Source organism: Schaedlerella arabinosiphila, assembly GCF_003885045.1.
In the GTDB taxonomy this organism is placed as follows: domain Bacteria; phylum Bacillota; class Clostridia; order Lachnospirales; family Lachnospiraceae; genus Schaedlerella; species Schaedlerella arabinosiphila.
Genome location: NZ_RHJS01000002.1, coordinates 202,691 through 221,292, shown reverse-complemented (window position 1 = coordinate 221,292; position 18,602 = coordinate 202,691). Strand labels below are relative to the sequence as shown.

Sequence of the window (18,602 nt, the reverse complement as noted above, 5' to 3'; positions counted from 1 at the left end):
GATCCTATGATATTTGTAACCGTCGGCTCCCAAAAGTTTCCCTTTAACCGCCTGCTGAAAAAGGTGGATCAGATGGTTCAGGAAGGCGCCATCACGGAAGAGGTTCTGATCCAGACAGGCGCCAGCGATTATACGCCTTCCCATTGCCGGTACCAGCCTTTCTATAACCGGGCCCTGTTTTCGGAAATGCTCGGATCGTGCACGGTCCTCATTACGCACGGCGGCACCGGCACGATCATTGACGCCGTAAAACGCGGAAAGAAAACTATCGTAGTTCCCCGTCTTTCCAGATACGGGGAGCATGTGGACGACCACCAGTTGGAGCTGCCGGCGCGATTTCACGATATGAATCTGGTGTACACCTGTCCGGACGTGGATCTCCTGCCGGAGATACTGCCGGTGGTCCGCAATCACCAGTTTGATACATACCAGTCCAATACGGAGACGTTTCTCGCCTCCGTTGACGATGTTCTCCGGTCGTATCTGCCTGAAACTGTCACGGATACTGCCGTGCTCCCATGACTGAGCCGGGGGGTGCCCGGTCCGATAAAGCGGAGCGTTACACTTATACCAGGGAGGTTTGAAGCTTGATCTCAATCATCTATTTTATACTGGCCACTGCAATGTTCTTTCTGCAGGATACATATTTTAAAGTGGGGGGCGTTGATTTCAGCCTTAAAAATCCCTGTGCGTTCGCGATTCTGTTTCTTGCGCTGCTGAATTTTACGGCCACGGTACGGCTCAATCGAGTCGTCCTTCTGGCCCGCCATACTGCGGTACAGGTCCTGCCCTACCTGATCCCCTTTCTCTTTTCCTCGGTCATCTGGGTGGCGTCCGGAGCGGACGCCGTCACCATCGCAAACGGTATCGGCATGATCATTCCGCAGCTTTTGTCGGTCTGTGTGGCTGTAGCAACTCTGTACCTGTTTGGTGAAAAGGGGATCTGGTACTGTCTGGGTTCCATGTGCGCCGCAAATTTTCTGCTTGTCCTGGTGGTGATCGCAGAAGGCGGGCTTGGGCCTTTTCTGATGGAATTTCGCACGCTGCTGCTCTCCTTCGCAGTGGAAAGCGGCCCCCTCATGACGAAACTGGAGATCAACGACCTGACCTTTGCGTTTGGTCCCTTCATACTCTACCTGCTCTTGAACCGGAAGGAAGTCTCACACTCTTTCCTCTGGATGCTGGTAGTGGCCCTTTTGTTTGTTCTCGGTTTGAAACGGATTGCCATTCCCGCCATCCTGCTTGGATTCCTCGTGGCCTTCATCCTGCGCCTGCTGCCGGAAAAAGCATCCAGACAGACGGCGCTGTGCCTGGCCGTGGGGATGATGTTGGTCAGCTTTCTGTACATTGCGGGAATCCGCCTGGGCCTTTTTGAATACCTGGAGACAGCGCTTCAGATTGATACCAAAGGACGTCTGGGCATGTTTACAAACCTGGAGCCCTACTACGATATCAACTTCACCTTTATGGGCAGGGGGATTGGATTTGAGCGGTATGTGGACTGGCAGACCGGCGCCGTATTCCAGACTCCCCAGAGGACGATCATGCAGATCCACAACGATTTTCTGCGCATGTACCTGAATATGGGGTTTGTGGGATACTGGATCTGGCTCTGGTGCTTTTTGATCGTAAGGCTCCGTTACTGGTTCCGGCAGGGCGGAAAAAATGCAGGCTGCCTGTTTCTCAGTATCTGTATCTACTGCTTTGTGCTGTACGCCACAGACAATACGATCTACTACCCCTATACCATGATCGCCTGCGCCCTGGTCCCCATGTCCTACCATATGGATTCCCTGGCGGACAAGGCGCTTGAACAGCACTGCGCGCAATGGGAGGATGCATCATGAAGGTTTTAGTCATCGGCCCCAGCGATACCCGCTCCTGCGGCGGGATGGCTGAGGTTATCCGCGGAATCCGGGAAAGCGCATCTCTGAACCAAGAGTTTCAGATCGACATTTTCCCATCCTATATCGACGGCAGCCTGGCGGTCCGGCTGCTGTATTCCGCCTACGGCTATCTGCGTTTTCTGCTTCGGTATAAAAATTATGACCTGTTCCACATCCACACCGCAGAAAAAGGCAGCACCTTCCGAAAGAACCTTTATCTACGAAAAATAAAACAGGCCGGAAAAAAAGCAATCGTACATATCCACGGCGCGGAATATCTGGTGTTTTACGACAGGCTGGGGACGCGCAGAAAGAAGATCGTGGACCGTTTTATCCGTCAGGCGGATCTGGTGCTGGCATTGTCTGACAGTTGGAAGAGGGAACTGGAAGCCCGCTTTCACATCGACACCTGCCGGGTGCTGAACAACGGGGTTGATACCGCCCAATTCCTTTCTGCAGCCGCGGACGTGTCAAAGTACCGCAATTCCTTTCTCATGCTGGGCAGGCTTGGCGAGCGAAAAGGGGCCTATGACCTGGTTGATGCCCTGGAGCTTGCCCTCCGAAGAAACCCTGATCTCACCGTCTGTATGGCGGGAGACGGGGATATGGAACAGATCCGCTCCCTGGCTGCCCAAAAAGGACTCCAGCGTCAGATCCGGGTGCCTGGCTGGATTGGCCGGGAGGAGAAACTGGACTGCCTGAAGCAGGCCGCAGTCCTGGTCCTCCCCTCCTACCACGAAGGTCTGCCCGTATCCATCCTGGAGGGGATGGCAGCCGGCAAGGCCATCATAAGCACCGCCGTAGGCGCGATTCCAGAGGTCGTCACGGAGGAAAACGGAATCCTGGTGGAACCCGGAGATACTGCCGCGCTGGCAGAAGCCATGCTGCGCTGCAGCAGCGATGTAAAGATGCTGGAAGCCATGTCCCGAAACAATCTGGAAAAAGCGGAACATACATTCAGCATCCGGCGGATGCATGAGCGGCTTGCCGAATATTACAGACAGGTTATGAACCTTGAGTAAAACGGATGTACATAAAATGACATAGGAGGAAGAACCCATGGAACAGGAAAAACCGATGATCAGCGTGATCGTACCGGTATACAATGTGGAAGCCTGGATTGGAAGGTGTCTGGATTCAATCCTGGCTCAAACGTATGAAACTATCGAGGTGATCCTTATAAACGACGCCTCCTCCGATGAAAGCGGCAGGATCTGTGACCATTACGCCGCCCGTGACGGTCGTATCACTGTCCTGCATTTTTCAGAGAACCGTGGCCCGTCCGCTGCCAGAAACGAGGGCATCCGCAGGGCCTGCGGGGCCTTTGTCTCGTTTATTGATTCCGACGACTATGTAGAGCCCTGCCTGCTGGAAAAGCTGTATGACAACCTGTTGGAAAATGGTGCCGATGTAAGTGCCTGCGGCGCCGATGGAATCAAGCTTCAGGGAGGTCCCCCGGGTACATTTTCCCGGTCTGAGGCCGTCTGCTGCCTGGCACATGGCGTCCCTTTCAATCACGTGCCCTGGGGGAAGCTCTATACAATGGAGCTTGTAAAAAAACATCCTTTTGACGAACGTTATTTTTACAGCGAAGATCTTCTGTTCCTGTATGAAATTTTAAAATCCTCCAACCGGGTCAGCTATCTGCCGGACCGGCTTTACCATTATGTCAACCGGGAAGGCAGCCAGGTACACAGCGGCGTGGACGACCGGAAGTGCACCGCCCTTCTGGTGCATGACAAGATCTGCCGGGATGCCTCCGTCCGTTTTCCGGAGGCGTTGGCAGGCTTCCAGCAAATTGCCCTGGATACCAACACCCGTCTGGCCATGCTTGCAGTGGAGGCAGACATGCCGTCCGGTATGCTGTACGGATATCTGAAGCGGCTCTGTCAGAATACCCGGCGGCATTTCAGCCGGAACGCGCTTATGCTCTGCCAGGAGAAAAAAGTGACGGCAGCGGCGCTGCTGCTGTACGCCGGTGCGTCGGTTTTCCAGGAGGCTGCACGTGTCTATGGACAGATCAAACGGTGGAAGGGCAGATAAAATGGATTCGAATAAGCCAAAGATCAGTATCATCGTGCCGGTATACAATGTGGGATCCTATCTTGAAAAATGTCTGGATTCCATATCGGCGCAAACCTATTCAAATATAGAAATCATCCTCGTAGACGACGCGTCCACAGACCAGGGCGGAAGCATCTGCGACGCTTACGCGGCCCGGGACAAACGGATGCAGGTGGTTCATTTTCCCGTAAACCGCGGGCTGTCCGCTGCCAGAAACGAGGGCATTGGCAGGGCCACCGGAGAATATATTTCTTTTATTGATTCGGACGACTATGTAAAGCCGAACCTGTTGGAAAAGCTGTATGACAATCTCATGGAATGCAAAGCGGACATCAGTATCTGCGGGATCGAGGGGTTTGGGAAATCCAATACGCCTGCAGGCACCTATTCCGCCGCCGAAACCGTCTGCTGCCTGGCCCGGCGGACCCCTTTCCTCTGGAATGTATGGGGGAAGCTTTATTCGGCAGAAGATGTAAAACGGCATCCCTTTGATGAGCGCGCCCTCTGCTGCGAGGACCTTCTTTTTTTCTATCAGATGTTAAAGGATGCGGAAACGGTCCGCTATTTTCCGGATACGCTGTACCACTACCTTTACAGGCCCGGCAGCCTGATCAACAGCGGCGTTGATGAGAAACGATGCACGGTGCTTTCCGTTCTGGATCATATCTGTGCGGATGCTTCCGTCCACTTCCCGGAAGCAGTTCCAGGCTTAAAGCTCCTGGCCATGGATACCGTTGTGCGCCTGGCCATGCAGGCTGTGGAAGGAGGAACCAAGGGAGCCGATCTGTCCGCATATCTGAAACGGTTCCGGGAGAACATCCGGCATCATTTTAGCTGGAAGTCGCTGGCGCTCTGCCGGGATAAAAAGACCAGGTTTTCGATCCTGGTGCTGTATGTCAGCAGGACCGCTTTTCATGGAATTGCCGCTGTCTACAAGTACATCAAAAAGGGTTCTGGCAAAACCCCAGGGATGGAGTGAAGAAAGCAGATGGATCGAACGGAGCATGTTGTAAAAAACTTAAAATTTGCCGCAGTCAGCGAGCTGGTGCTGGCGGTCTTAAAATTCGTATCCCGGCGGGTATTTGTGCTGCTTCTGGGAAAAGAATATTTGGGAGTCAGCGGATTGTTTACCGATATCCTTTCCATGCTCTCGCTGGCGGAACTGGGATTCAGCGTTTCGATCACATACAGCCTGTACCAGCCGGTAGCCCAGGGCAACACCACTCTGATCAAGTCCCTGATGCAGCTTTACCGGCGCGTTTACCGCAGCGTCTTTGTGATCGTCCTGGCAGCCGGTCTGTCCCTGACCCCTTTTCTGGATTTTTTTGTAAAGGAAATGCCGGAAAATATCCCGAATATATCGCTGATCTACGTGCTGAACGTGGTGAATGCCAGCGTATCGTACCTGTTTGCCTATAAATCCACTTTATTGTTCGTATACCAGAAAAAGTACATCGACAGCTTGATCCGCACTGCCGTGTCCGTAATCGCCGCCGTCGCCCAGATCGGGGTACTGCTGATAACCGGAAACTACGTGTTTTACCTGTTCATTGCGATCGGGGCTGCACTGACACAGAACGTCCTGATTTCCGTAAAAACAGACCGGCTTTATCCGTACCTGAAGAAAACGGATATCTCCCCTCTGCCCGTGGAAATCCTGCATGATATCCGCCGCAACGTGGGAGCCATGATCCTGCACCGAATCGGGGCCGTGGCCATATTCAGCACGGACAATATCCTGATCTCGAAGTTTGTAGGCATCGGAACCACCGGGTTGTACTCCAATTATGTCATGATACGGGGGTTTCTGAATGTGATGGTCAATGCGCTGTTCAATGCCATTACCCCTGCCCTGGGAAACCTGAACGCTACGGAAACCGAGCAGAACAGGCAGGCGGCATTCCGCCGTCTCAACTTTTTCTCGGCATGGCTGTTCGGCTGGATGAGCATTTGCCTGCTGTGGCTCTACGATCCCTTTATCCGTATCTGGCTGGGCGGGAATTACCTGCTGCCCAGGCCGGTGGTGCTGATCATCGTAATAAATTTTTACGTAAACAGTATGCGCATCCCGGTCGCCAACACAAAAAGCGTTATGGGCCTGTTCTGGGATGAACGCTACAAATCCATCCTGGAGCCGCCCCTCAACCTGGCGGTTTCCATCCTTCTGGCACAGCGGTGGGGAATTTTCGGGATTCTCGCCGGGACGCTGATCAGTACAATGGCGCTGCCCTTCTGGGTCGAACCGCTGGGCCTTTACCGGCATGGATTAAAGCAGCCCATCGGAGAATATTTTCTGCGGTATCTGGGACATTTGCTGCTGACTGCCGCGGCAGGAGGACTTACAGGGCTGGCATGCTCGGCGGCAGGAGAAGGGCTGTTCGGATTTGTGCTCAGACTGCTGTTCTGCATCCTGATTCCAAATGCAGTCTACCTGGCCGTTTACTGCAGGACATCCGAATTTTGCTTTATGAAAGAGATGGCCAAACGAATCATAAACAAGTTTTTTTAATGGTTTTTCCATTGCAAGCATGGCTGCCTGGCTTGTTGCTTCGCGGGAATAAAAAAACGATTCAAAGGAGAAAAATCATGTATAAAAAGGCATCCTACGGCTGGCTGAGATACTGGGATTTTCTGCTGCTGGACCTGATCGTCATGCAGCTTGCTTTCCGGGCGGCCTATGCATTCTGTCTCCCCCCGGCTGCTTACAGCGACCGGATGTATCGAAATGAACTGGTCATGCTTATGTTCTGCCAGATTGCCGCCGCGTTTTTCATAAGCCCTTATCAGGACATCTTGAAGCGCAGTTCCTACATTGAGTTCAGAGAGTCCCTCAAGCACGTGTGCGCCGTCATGCTGCTTGCGGTGCTGCATCTGTTCCTGACCAGGCAGACCTTAGACCATTCCAGGCTCCTCTTTACGTCAACCGCAGCCATTTATCTGGTTCTGTTATACTTGAGCCGTATCATTCGAAAGATGTATCTGGTAAAAAAGGGCCGGTCATCGGTGGGAAGCCACTCCATGGTCGTAATCACGGTATCCGCTCTGGCTGACGAGCTCATTTCCAGGTTCACAGGCGTTCCCTATGAAGGGTTTACCATATCCGGGATCGTCCTTCTTGACCAGGATCTGACAGGGCAGTACATCGGTGAAATCCCGGTTGTGGCCTGCGCGGAGAGCGTAAAGGATTATATCCGGCACGAGTGGGTGGATGAGGTTTTTATCAAGGTTCCGAATACGGTGGAATATCCCGGAAAGCTGATTGATTCTTTTATTTTAATGGGCATCACCGTGCACATGACCCTGTCCAAAATTGAGAATATCCAGGAAGGTATCCAACAGGTGGAGCTGATGGGGGGAGAAACCGTTTTGACCACGAGTATCAGCATGGTCTCCCCGAAGCAGCGGCTCTACAAGAGGATGATGGATATCGCCGGAGGGCTGATCGGATGCCTGATCACGGCTTTCCTGTTCCTTTTTATCGGTCCGGCTATTTACATCTCCTCTCCCGGCCCCATCCTTTTTAAGCAGGTCCGGATCGGGCAGAACGGCAGGCAGTTTAAGCTCTATAAATTCCGAAGCATGTATATGGACGCGGAACGCCAAAAGCAGGAGCTGATCGAGCAGAATAAGATACAGGGCAGTCCGCTGATGTTCAAGATGGACTGCGACCCGCGGGTGATCGGAAGCGGAAAGAAGGACCGGCACGGCAATCCCAAAGGAATCGGCCACTTTATCCGCAGAACTTCGCTGGACGAATTTCCTCAGTTCTGGAATGTGCTGAAAGGAGAGATGAGCCTGGTCGGCACCCGTCCCCCGACAGTGGATGAATGGGAGTTATACGACCTGCACCACAGAATCCGAATGGCGATCAAGCCCGGAATCACCGGCATGTGGCAGGTCAGCGGACGAAGCAAGATCACAGATTTTGATGAAGTGGTGCGTCTGGATACCGAGTACATAAAAAACTGGTCTCTGGGCCTGGACTGTACTATTCTGCTGAAAACGCTCTGCGTCATATTCAGCAGGGACGGGGCGTCCTGAAAAAAAGAAAGGGCCGGGGCATATGTGAAATGCTCCCGGCTGTTTCTTTTTATTCCCGCGAAGCAACGAGCCAAGCAGCCATGCTTGCATGGATATTTGACTTTACGGTACTGGGCGGCAGCTTTATCCGGCGCTCAGCAGCATCATTTCCGCAAACTTATCCATCAGTTCCTTATTTGGAATGGACACGCAGCCATTCAGATAACTTAAAAAGCCGTATACCACCATAGCCGAAAAAATCTCATCCTTTGTCTTAAGATCCATCGAGACGGAAGCATATTCCTGTACATTTGCCGGCACCGGTGTCCCGCTCATCATGAGCGCAATGTCCTCCCGCATATTGGCAGTATCGTTTTTTACGTAATAATAGATTTCATCGTAGGGCCCGGAAGTCGTCCAGTAGCTTCCAATCTGATTGTACTCCAGCGCGCCGACGACCGAGCGTGGATTGTAAAGCCTTCTTCCGGACATCGTCTGATAGCCGTTATACCAGAGTCTCAGGTCGTCCCGTGACACCTTTGGCTTGTCTTCCAGTCTTATATACCGCTGGTATAGCGCATCCACCTCCTCATCCGTGAATCCGAAATACTCGCTGTACTTTTCCATGGTTGCCATTGAGAACTCAAAAAACATATTGAGTTCCGAACCGCTGGAATATTTCGAAATCGGAAGAATCCCCGTCATATAGACCATCTCCACATACGGCTGATCCTTCAAAAGGACGCTGAGGAACTTGGTAAATGCATCCTTCTCCTCTTGTGAAACAAATTTCTGGTGGTAAATAAAATCCCACTCATCCAGTATAAAGACAAATTTTTCACCGTCGCAGTATTCGTATATCTTTGTCAGCGCGTCCCACACTGCATCGTCTTTTTCAATTTCCGCGTCAGGATACGCTTTTCCCAAATCTGTAAGAAGTCCATCTTCTATTCTTGTGATGTACTGCCTGAATGATTCACAGTTTCTCGGCATCTCATTAAACGAAATCCGAATCACATTGTGCTGGTTCAGATGCTTTCTGTACCATTCATACTGGGACACTTTTAAGCGGTCAAACTCTTTGCTGCTGTCCACGCCCCTTCCCAAATAAGAGGCGATCATATTGGCCATCACCGTCTTTCCGAAACGGCGCGGCCTGGTAATGCAGATATATTTGAGGCTCTTTCCCTTGTCGGATTCTGTTTTGTCAGTTCTAATTTTCTTTTGTTCCAATATCGGCACAAGTTCCTCCAGGATATCTGTCTTATCCACGTAATATGTCAGCGAAGCGTCCTCCTGAAATAAACCATATGCTTTTTTCCCATTCAAATATATACCCATCCTGCCAGCCCACCCCTTTCCTAAATACAGAAACTGCCACTCTGCCAAGTGACAGTTCCATATATTTTTAATATCCTGAATTGTCTATCATTCACTTAGTGAATGGATCTTCCGGTCTATACCGGTGCATCCCTCCTACATCTTCACAATCCTGACCTCTGTGCTCTCATCGCCTCCCAGCTCCACGCTGACACTCAGCTTCCCGCTGAGATTGGTATTCATCTTCCCGGCCGACGCGCCTCCGATCAGCACCTCGTACTCACTCTCCGGCTGAAGCTCCAGCGTAAAGTTCACATCCTCCGGAGCCGAGATCCGGAAATTCACCTCTGTGTCCGTAGCTTTGAAGTTCTCCACCGCGCTGCCCGGAACGGATTCGTATACAAACATGCCGTTCTTTTCCAGCTTGGTGATTTCAGCAAATGTTTTTACTTTATAAAGATCGCCTTCAAATTCGAAATTATCCAGCTTTGTCTTCGATGCCAGTGTGTAATCTCCAAAGCTGATCGTCCCATCCTTTTCCGTACGTAATAATTCCTCTACTCTTGCCATTTCTAAATCCTCCTAAGTATTTTGAGAAAATCTTTTGTTGTCTATATTATATAATAAATTTCTCTTATTTTCTACTCATTTATTTCTTTTGGATAAAATTTAATCTCCTTTTTGGAAATTCCGGCTTCTACGCAGGTTCCGGGAACGATCTCTCCGTTTAAGATGGCTTCTGCCAGCTTGTCCTCCAGCTCGGTCTGCATCGCCCGGCGCAAGGGCCTTGCACCGTATTTCGCGTCGGTCCCTTTTTCCACGATGTGAACCTTTGCAGAATCACGCAGCGTCAGGGTAATGTTCATCTGCTCTTTCAGACGGTTTGTAAACGCCTTTACAAGCAGGGTCACGATCTGCTTCATATGGTTCTTATCCAGCGGATGGAATACGATGATCTCATCGATCCGGTTCAGAAATTCCGGGCGGAAGATCAGCTTCACCTCATCCATGACATTCTGTTTCATCCGTTCGTAATCGCTCTTTTTGTCCTCCTTCACGGCAAATCCAAGCTTCTTGGGATCAATGATCGCCTTGGCCCCCGCATTGGAAGTCATGATGATGACCGTGTTGCTGAAATCCACCTTTCTTCCCTGGGAATCGGTGATATGTCCGTCATCCAGCACCTGCAGAAGAATATTGAATACGTCCGGATGCGCCTTTTCCACCTCGTCAAACAGCACGACCGAATAGGGATGCGTGCGGACCCGGTCGCTGAGCTGGCCGCCGTCCCCATGGCCCACGTATCCCGGAGGGGAGCCGATCATCTTGGCCACCGAATGCTTTTCCATATATTCGGACATGTCTACCCGGATGATGGATTCCTCATTGCCGAACAAAGCCTCCGCAAGGGCCTTGGACAATTCGGTCTTTCCTACCCCTGTAGGTCCCAGGAACAGGAAGGAGCCAATGGGCCTTCTGGGGTCCTTCAATCCCGTCCGGCCGCGCTTTACAGCCCTTGCCACCGCGCTGACCGCTTCCTCCTGTCCGATGACCCGCTTGTGAAGCTCTTTTTCCAGCTTGTTCAGCCGCTGGCTGTCGCTTTCCTCCAGCTTCTGCACCGGGATCTTTGTCCATGCGGACACCACCTCAGCGATATCCTGTTCCGTGACTACCGGATGCTGGGCCTCATTTTTTTTATCAAAACGCTTCCGCATAGCTTCGATCTTTTTCTCAACCGCCTGCTGTTCCTTCTGAATCAGATGCGCCTCTGTGAAATCCCCTGCCATAATGCTTGCTTCCTTCTGGCGGATCAGCTCCTTCTGGGAATCCTCCAGTCTGGAAAGGTTCTCCGGAATCTTGTATCCCTTCAGGCTGACCCTGGAGCATGTCTCATCCAGCACGTCAATAGCCTTGTCGGGAAGATTGCGGTCTGTGATATAACGCTCCGACATGTGTACGGCTGCCTCCATGGCATCTGTTCCTATGGTAACCCGGTGGTGGGTTTCGTATTTTTCCTTCAGTCCTTCCAGGATCTCCAGGCAGTGCGTCTTCGTCGGCTCTTCCACATTTACCGGCTGGAAACGCCGTTCCAGAGCCGCGTCCTTTTCAATATATTTCCGATATTCCGCCAGGGTGGTGGCCCCGATCATCTGCAGCTCCCCTCTTGCCAGCGCAGGTTTGAGGATGTTGGAGGCATCCATGGCGCCCTCCGCGCCGCCTGCGCCGATCAGGGTGTGAAGCTCATCCATAAACAGGATCACATTGGGATCTGACTCCACCTCCGAGATCAGCGCTTTCATTCTCTCCTCAAATTCTCCGCGGTACTTGGAGCCTGCAATCAGCCCCGGCAGATCCAGTGTATAGATACGTCTGCCCTTCATGCTTTCCGGCACAAGCCCGGAGGCCAGCCGCTGGGCCAGACCTTCCAGAACCGCCGTCTTGCCCACGCCGGGCTCGCCCACCAGGCAGGGGTTGTTCTTCGTCCGCCTGCTTAAAACCTGCATCAGACGGAAGATCTCCTCCTCCCGGCCGATCACCGGGTCCAGCTTTCCTTCTTCCGCCTCCCCGGTCATATCCTTACAGAACTGCTCTACTGCGCTGTTCCTTCCTCTTCCGTCCTCCTGCAGCTCCTCCTGGTAGCTTCTGGAGTCCACGCCCGCCGCAAAGAGAATGTCCTGCACTACCTTCTGCAGGTTGACGTTCAGCGTGGTCAGAATCCTGGCCGCCACGCAGTCCGCATCATGGATGATGGCCATCAGAAGATGCTCCGTCCCCACCTTATCCATATGAAAATGTCCTGCCTCCCGGATGCTGTCCTCCAGAATGTACTCAAGCCTGGGGCTTCTCTGGGGACGCAGTGTAACCGGCTCCTCTCCGCCCGGTACGATCAGCTCGTCCATAAGCTGAAGGAGCTTTTCTTCCTCCACACCGTGCCGCGCCAGCACCTGCCCGGCCACGCCGGTAATCTCTTTGCAGAGCCCCAAAAGGAGATGCTCCGTCCCGATATAGGGATGCTTGTGCTCCTTTGCGGCCGCCGCCGCATAATTGATGGCTCTCTCCGCCTGTTTTGTATAACGATTCTGCATAAAGTCTGCCTTCCCTTCCTTCTAAATCATTCCTGAGTATGTGTCGAATATGTCGTCCACCAGGCCGTGTACCTCTTCCCTGGTGATATTTTTACAGCAGCCCTTTGCCAGTACAAGCCGAAGCTGCTCCCGCATCTCTTCCAATGCCTTGATCTTGTCGATATCCACGCGGATGACCGCGCCCCGTCTCTTATCCAGGCTGATGAAGCCCTCCTGCTTTAGAACGGCATAGGCTTTGTTGACCGTATGCATGTTCACCCCGATGGTGTCCGCAAGCTGGCGGACAGACGGCAGGGAATCCCCTTCCTGGAATATGGAAGTCGCAATTCCCAGGATGATCTGATTCCGAAGCTGGATATAGATCGCTTCCTCACTGTTAAAATCTATCTCTATCAGCATATGTTCTCCTCAGAAACCGCAGACAAGCGGAACTTTTCCAGACGTTCCCAAGCCCGCTGCTCCACAGTTCCTTATCTTTTGAATTGTTATAGCCATGGTAGCACAAAAAAAGAATCTCTGCAACAAGAGATTCTTTTTTGTCCTGTCTTATTTCATCACAGTGCCCGGAGCTTTTCGGTAAACTCGCTGCTCAGACTGATCTTCGCCACATAGAATACGTCCCCGGTCATATAAGTCTCCCAGTCATCGTCAATCTCCACCTGCAAGTCTCCTCCCGGCATGTGGACGATCACCTTGTTTCCCGTCAGGCCCAGCTTATATGCCACGCCGGCCGCCGCACAGGCTCCGGTTCCGTTTGCCATGGTATACCCGGCGCCGCGCTCGAATGTCTCGATGGCAATGTTGGAATTGTCGATCACCTTCATGATCTCCGTATTCACGCGTTCCGGAAAATATCTTGCCGTTTCGGAAACACTTCCCAGCCTGCGCACCAGCTCCTCCGAGATCTCATCCATGGGGATGACGCAGTGCGGATTCCCCACCGATACACAGGTTGCCGGATAGAACATATTTCCGAATACCATATCCTCATTGATGACCTCCCTGCGCTCTCCGGCCACCGGAATCTCATCGCTCCAGAAGGACAGCTTCCCCATGGATATGCGCAGCCTGCTCCCGTCCTCATTCAGATATGCGATCTCCACCATGCCGCCGTCTGTCTGCAGATGGTATTTTTTCTTTTGTACATAGCCAGCGTCTTTGAGATATTTTGCAAAAATGCGTACTCCGTTTCCGCTCTTCTCGGCAATGCTCCCGTCCGGATTCCAGATCTTAAGCGACATATGCTTTTCCCCTATAAACGGCCCCTCCAGGATTCCGTCGGAGCCCAGCCCCAGGTTACGGTTGCACAGCATAGCCGCATTTTCCCTGTTCAGCTTCAGATCATTTTTATTCGGATCAAATACCAGATAATCATTTCCCAGTCCATGATATCGTTCTACTACGGTTTTCATCGTCGCACCTCCAAGCTTTGTGCAGCCCTTCCCCACGGTTTCGTGCGGATTTCTGCATGGTTTGTTCATTTCCGGCAGCACCTTCGAGGTCTGCCGTCCGTATCTTTTTTACTATTATAGCAAGCATTTTTTTCAAATAATACGCAGAAAATGCTTTAAACATTGCAGATACTGCTGTATAATGAAACCAGCATATGCAGACTGACATATAAAAACATGATAAAGGAGAAGCTATGGGAAATTATGAAAAAAAAGGATATCTGAACAGTGATTTCCGCATCTTTCATCTGACCGACCAACTGGTGAAGGAGTATCAGTTCCACTATCACGAGTTCCATAAGATTACCATCTTTATCCGCGGAAATGTACAGTATTATATAGAAGGAAAAACTTATGAGCTGGAGCCCTACGATATCGTTCTGGTGGAAAAAAACGACCTGCACCGGATTCAGGTGGATGGTTCCGTGCCCTATGAACGGATCATCGTCTATATATCTCCCGGCTTTATGGCGGATTATCAGAACGAAGAATACGACCTGAGTTTTTGTTTTCAAAAGGCAAAGGAGGAACACTCCCACGTGCTGCGGATTCCCTCCCTGGAGAAAAGCTCCCTGTTCAAGATCACCAACCGGCTGGAAAAATCCTTCAGTGATACGGAATATGCCAGCAGCCTGTACCGTCAGGTGCTGTTCCTGGAATTTATGATCCAACTGAACCGGGCGGCCTTGAAGAAAAGGATCGAATTTCTGGACACGGAACACTACAACTCGAAAGTCATTGCCATCCTGCACTACATCCATCTCCATCTGACCGATGCACTGGATATTGACAGCCTCGCGGATACATTTTTTATCAGCAAATATTACATGATGCGCCTGTTCAAAGCCGAGACAGGATATACCATCGGCAGCTACATCACCTACCGCCGGCTCCTTCTGGCCCGCAGCCTGATCGAAGAGGGCGCCCCCATCACGGAAGCCTGCTTTGCCGCCGGATTCCGGGATTATTCCACCTTTTCCCGTTCCTACAAGGCAGAATTTCAGGAGCCGCCCCGGAGCCTGCAGAAGTCAAATTCCCCGCAGCAGCCATCCCCCCGTCCAGCCCTTACGCGGTAGTCAAATATGCAGGCATGGCAACCTGGCTCGCTGCTCCGCTGGAATAAATTGCTGCCCGGCCGCCTACAGTAAATCCAGATACGCCGCCTCTTCCTCACTGAATCTGATAGACATTGCGTCAATATTGGCCTGCATCCGCTCCGCGCTGGACGTACTCACCACCGCAAGCGTGTTCAGTTCCTGCCGGAAGAGCCATGCCATGGCGATCTGGGACACGGTGCATTGCTTCTTCTCAGCCAGTTCCTCGCATCTGCGCAGCCGTTCAAAGTTATCCGCACACCCATATCCCTTCATTGCAAATTCATCCAGAATCTGATCCGCCTTCTCCCGCTCCCCGCTTTTCAGCTTTCCGGATAAAAACCCGTGGGACAGGCTGGAATAGGCTATCACCGGCATATTCTGGTTCCGGTACCACTCCCTTGCCGCTCCGTTGGAAGGGCCGGAGATGGTCACACAGCCGCCGCCCCAGAGATCCCTGACCTGCTCTGCCAGACTGAAATGGGGACTGGATACGCTAAACGGGATCAGATGGTGCTCCCTGGCATATGCATTTGCCTCGGCAATCCTTCTGTGGGTCCAGTTGGAACCTCCGAAAGCGCCGATCTTCCCCTCCTCATGCATGGCATTCAAAATCTCCACAATTTCTCCCACCGGCACCTCCGGATCGTCCCGGTGCAGCAGATAGATATCGATATGGTCCGTCCGCAGATATTCGGCGGATTCCGCAAAATCTTCCCGGATCTCCTTTTCATTGACCCGCTTCCTTCCGGAGGGGTCCGGGTGGGCGCATTTGGAAAGAATGATAACCTTATCCCGCAGCTTCCGGTCCTCAATCCATTTTCCCAGTGACTTTTCCGCCCCGCCGTACACCCGAGCCGAATCAAACGCATTGATTCCCAGGGCATACATGGCGTCCAGCAGGTCGTTTCCATCTTCGCCCTGCATAAACGGAGGCGCGGCAGTTCCGTACAAAATACGGGATACTTTTTTCTTTACATAAGGGATTTCTATGTACTTCATGGCAGTGCTCCTTTCATAGTTCTCACATATTCTGTTACATGAGGCACACAGTCTTCTCCATGCTCCGCAATGATCTTCACGATGGCACTTCCTACGATCGCCCCATCGGACAACTCTGCCATCTTCCTGGCCTGCTCCGGGGTTGAGATCCCGAATCCCACCGCACAGGGAACCTCCGTGGTCTCTCTGACCAATTTCACCATCCCGGCGATATCGGTCTTGATCTCATTGCGTACCCCCGTCACCCCCAATGATGACACACAGTAAATGTATCCTTTTGCTTCTCCGGCGATCATCCGTATCCGTTCATTCGAAGTGGGGGCGATCAGCGAAATAATGTCCACACCATATTTTTCACAGACATCGGAAAGCTCTCTTTTTTCCTCAAAAGGCATATCCGGCACAATGATGCCGTCAATTCCGCACTCCTCACAGCGTTTCATAAATTTCTCTTTTCCATAGGTATAAATGGGATTCAGATAGGTGAGGAACACCATCGGCACTGTCACCCTCTGTCTCGCACGCCGGATCATGTCAAAAAGCTTATCCGCAGTGAATCCTGCTTTCAGGGCGCGTTCGTTTGCCTCCTGGATCACCACGCCCTCTGCAATGGGATCTGAAAACGGGATTCCGATCTCGATCAGATCTGCTCCTGCCTCCTCCATAGCATACAAAAGCTGCTCCGTAATGTCAAGTGTGGGATCTCCGCCTGTCACAAACGGAATAAATGCCTTTTTATTGTGAAATGCTTCTTTGATTCTATTCATAAATCTCTGCCCCCCTGTATCTTGCAATTGCCGCCACGTCCTTGTCCCCCCGGCCGGACAGATTAATCACAATAATCTGGCCCTTTTCCATAACCGGCGCCAGCTTCATGGCATAGGCTGCCGCATGGGCGCTCTCTATCGCCGGGATGATGCCTTCTGTCCGGGACAGGTATTCAAACGCCCGGACTGCTTCTTCGTCTGTGACGGGCACATACTCCGCCCTCTTTGTCTCCGCCAGCCTTGCATGCTCCGGCCCGATCCCCGGATAGTCCAGCCCTGCGGAAATGGAATAGACCGGCGCGATCTGTCCGTATTCATCCTGGCAAAAAATGGATTTCATACCGTGGAAAACCCCTGTGCTTCCCTTTGCAATGGCCGCCGCATGCTTCTCTGTATGGATGCCCAGCCCTGCCGCCTCACATCCGATCAGCCGGACCTGCGGATATGGGATAAATTCGTAAAATGCCCCCATGGCATTGCTTCCGCCGCCCACACAGGCGATCACCGCGTCCGGAAGCTTCCCTTCTCTTTCCTGAAGCTGCTCTTTGATCTCCTCCCCGATGATCTTCTGAAAGTCCCGCACGATCATGGGAAATGGATGGGGGCCCATCACGGAGCCCAGCACATACAGAGTGTCATCCATCCGCTTCGTCCATTCCCTCATAGTTTCATTGACCGCGTCCTTCAGCGTCTGCGTGCCGCTGGTCACCGGATGGACCTTTGCGCCCAGAAGCTCCATCCGGTATACATTCAGTGCCTGTCTGTCGGTGTCCTCCTTCCCCATATAAATCTCACATTCCATTCCCATCAGAGCGGCCGCTGTGGCCGTCGCCACCCCATGCTGTCCGGCACCGGTCTCCGCGATGACCCTTGTCTTGCCCATCCTCTTTGCCAGAAGCACCTGACCCAGCACGTTGTTGATCTTGTGGGAACCGGTATGGTTCAGGTCCTCCCGCTTGATATAGATCTTCGCGCCGCCCAGATCCTTTGTCATTTTCTCCGCAAAATACAGCATGGAAGGGCGCCCTGCATAGTTCTTCATCAATTCGTCCAGATCCCGGATAAATTCCGGGTCACGGCTGTATTTCTCATAGGCTTCCTCCAGCTCGCGGACCGCGTTCATCAGAGTCTCCGGAATGTATTGCCCTCCGTATTGACCATATCGTCCCTTTCGGCTTGTTTCACTGCTGCTCATAGTCTCATCCTCTCTTTTCTGAATCTGCTCTTTCTCATATCTGTCTTTATTTTCTCTGTTCCTGTTTTCCTTTTTCCCGACCTGCGTCACGGATGTCCCTCTCCTGATTGTGCGGCCGTTCATGCTGCTCCTGCGCACGCACGGCCTCCATAAACCGTCTGGCCTTTTTTTCGTCCTTCCTCCCCTCCGTCTCCACAGAACTGCTCACATCCACCGCCCATGGATGGCAGCATTTCAATGCTTCCGCAATATTTTCGGCACTCAATCCGCCTGCCAGGAAGAACGGCTTCGTGATCTCCGGAATCCAGTCCCAGCAAAAGGTCTCGCCGCTGCCCCCGTACCCGTCCGCTTTGTAAGTATCCAGGAGCAGATATTCGCAGGGAAGCTTTACCGCCTGCAGGATGTCCTTTTGTCCTCTCACCCGGACAGCCTTTATGACCGGCTTCTCTGTCCTCTCCTTCAGCCGGCGGATGTATGCCTCATCCTCATCACCGTGAATCTGGATCAGATCCAGCACGCCGCTTTCGGCCAGGCTTACAACCCGTTCCAGTTCTTCATTGACAAAAACCCCCACGCTCCGGATTTCCGGCTGCAGCTCCTTTTTCATACCGGCTGCCTGTTCCGGCGTGATCCGCCGTCTGCTGTCTGCAAATACAAACCCGGCAAAATCCGGCTTAAGGCGGTTCGCCATGCGGATATCCTCTCCGGTTTTCAACC

The 18,602-nt window shown here is 52.3% G+C and carries 17 protein-coding genes; 8 read left to right on the top strand and 9 right to left on the bottom strand.

Going from position 1 to position 18,602, the window contains the following annotated elements; translation table 11 throughout:
• The first annotated feature begins 6 nt into the window (after positions 1-6).
• The 7 genes from pssE (at position 7) to EBB54_RS01725 (ending at position 7,991) form a co-directional block, all read left to right on the top strand.
• Positions 7-522: a PssE/Cps14G family polysaccharide biosynthesis glycosyltransferase gene (gene pssE / locus EBB54_RS01755; RefSeq protein ID WP_125126091.1), complete on the top strand. Its 516-nt coding sequence runs from the start codon at positions 7-9 to the stop codon at positions 520-522.
• 65 nt (positions 523-587) lie between these two features.
• The gene (locus tag EBB54_RS01750; RefSeq protein ID WP_004072996.1) at positions 588-1,847 is read left to right on the top strand and encodes an O-antigen ligase family protein; all 1,260 of its coding nucleotides are present in this window, start codon (positions 588-590) and stop codon (positions 1,845-1,847) included.
• Entirely contained in the window at positions 1,844-2,908 is a 1,065-nt protein-coding gene (locus tag EBB54_RS01745; RefSeq protein ID WP_125126090.1) for a glycosyltransferase family 4 protein, read from the top strand. Before EBB54_RS01750 ends, EBB54_RS01745 begins: the two co-directional genes overlap by 4 nt.
• A gap of 37 nt (positions 2,909-2,945) precedes the next feature.
• A complete protein-coding gene (locus tag EBB54_RS01740; protein ID WP_125126089.1) occupies positions 2,946-3,929 on the top strand; it encodes a glycosyltransferase family 2 protein in 984 nt (327 codons plus the stop codon).
• The gene (locus tag EBB54_RS01735) at positions 3,898-4,929 is read left to right on the top strand and encodes a glycosyltransferase family 2 protein (protein ID WP_125126088.1); all 1,032 of its coding nucleotides are present in this window, start codon (positions 3,898-3,900) and stop codon (positions 4,927-4,929) included. The genes EBB54_RS01740 and EBB54_RS01735 overlap by 32 nt, the downstream gene beginning before the upstream one ends.
• Before the next feature lie 9 nt (positions 4,930-4,938).
• Entirely contained in the window at positions 4,939-6,459 is a 1,521-nt protein-coding gene (locus EBB54_RS01730) for a lipopolysaccharide biosynthesis protein (RefSeq protein ID WP_125126087.1), read from the top strand.
• A 77-nt stretch (positions 6,460-6,536) separates the two neighbouring features.
• Positions 6,537-7,991 (top strand): sugar transferase, encoded by a 1,455-nt coding sequence (locus EBB54_RS01725; protein ID WP_125126086.1) that lies wholly within the window; start codon positions 6,537-6,539, stop codon positions 7,989-7,991.
• Positions 7,992-8,114: 123 nt separating this feature from the next.
• Here EBB54_RS01725 and EBB54_RS01720 read toward each other — a convergent pair whose 3' ends face one another.
• The 5 genes from EBB54_RS01720 to dapF all read right to left on the bottom strand — a co-directional run bounded on the left by EBB54_RS01720 (position 8,115) and on the right by dapF (position 13,788).
• Complete coding sequence (locus EBB54_RS01720; RefSeq protein WP_125126085.1) at positions 8,115-9,311, bottom strand: AAA family ATPase; 1,197 nt, start codon at positions 9,309-9,311, stop codon at positions 8,115-8,117.
• A 135-nt stretch (positions 9,312-9,446) separates the two neighbouring features.
• Positions 9,447-9,860, bottom strand: coding sequence for a hypothetical protein (locus EBB54_RS01715; RefSeq protein WP_004073007.1), 414 nt, complete (start codon positions 9,858-9,860; stop codon positions 9,447-9,449).
• Positions 9,861-9,931: 71 nt separating this feature from the next.
• On the bottom strand, positions 9,932-12,376 hold the full coding sequence (locus EBB54_RS01710) for an ATP-dependent Clp protease ATP-binding subunit (RefSeq protein ID WP_125126084.1): 2,445 nt from the start codon (positions 12,374-12,376) through the stop codon (positions 9,932-9,934).
• Between the two features lie 21 nt (positions 12,377-12,397).
• Positions 12,398-12,775 carry a GntR family transcriptional regulator gene (locus tag EBB54_RS01705; protein WP_125126083.1) on the bottom strand — a complete coding sequence of 126 codons (378 nt, stop codon included), beginning with the start codon at positions 12,773-12,775 and terminating at the stop codon, positions 12,398-12,400.
• Positions 12,776-12,930: 155 nt separating this feature from the next.
• Positions 12,931-13,788 carry a diaminopimelate epimerase gene (dapF, locus tag EBB54_RS01700; protein WP_125126082.1) on the bottom strand — a complete coding sequence of 286 codons (858 nt, stop codon included), beginning with the start codon at positions 13,786-13,788 and terminating at the stop codon, positions 12,931-12,933.
• Between the two features lie 233 nt (positions 13,789-14,021).
• Between dapF and EBB54_RS01695 the strand changes: the two genes are divergently transcribed.
• Entirely contained in the window at positions 14,022-14,903 is an 882-nt protein-coding gene (locus tag EBB54_RS01695; protein ID WP_004073015.1) for an AraC family transcriptional regulator, read from the top strand.
• A 63-nt stretch (positions 14,904-14,966) separates the two neighbouring features.
• On the opposite strand, the gene EBB54_RS01690 is transcribed toward EBB54_RS01695, so the two are convergent.
• The 4 genes from EBB54_RS01690 to EBB54_RS01675 are packed head-to-tail and all read right to left on the bottom strand — an operon-like array spanning position 14,967 to position 18,576.
• Entirely contained in the window at positions 14,967-15,923 is a 957-nt protein-coding gene (locus EBB54_RS01690; RefSeq protein WP_125126081.1) for an aldo/keto reductase, read from the bottom strand.
• A complete protein-coding gene (gene trpA, locus EBB54_RS01685; RefSeq protein ID WP_125126080.1) occupies positions 15,920-16,690 on the bottom strand; it encodes a tryptophan synthase subunit alpha in 771 nt (256 codons plus the stop codon). Before trpA ends, EBB54_RS01690 begins: the two co-directional genes overlap by 4 nt.
• Positions 16,683-17,885: a tryptophan synthase subunit beta gene (gene trpB / locus EBB54_RS01680; protein ID WP_125130548.1), complete on the bottom strand. Its 1,203-nt coding sequence runs from the start codon at positions 17,883-17,885 to the stop codon at positions 16,683-16,685. Before trpB ends, trpA begins: the two co-directional genes overlap by 8 nt.
• Positions 17,886-17,931: 46 nt before the next feature.
• Positions 17,932-18,576, bottom strand: coding sequence for a phosphoribosylanthranilate isomerase (locus tag EBB54_RS01675; RefSeq protein WP_125130546.1), 645 nt, complete (start codon positions 18,574-18,576; stop codon positions 17,932-17,934).
• Between the last annotated feature and the right edge of the window lie 26 nt (positions 18,577-18,602).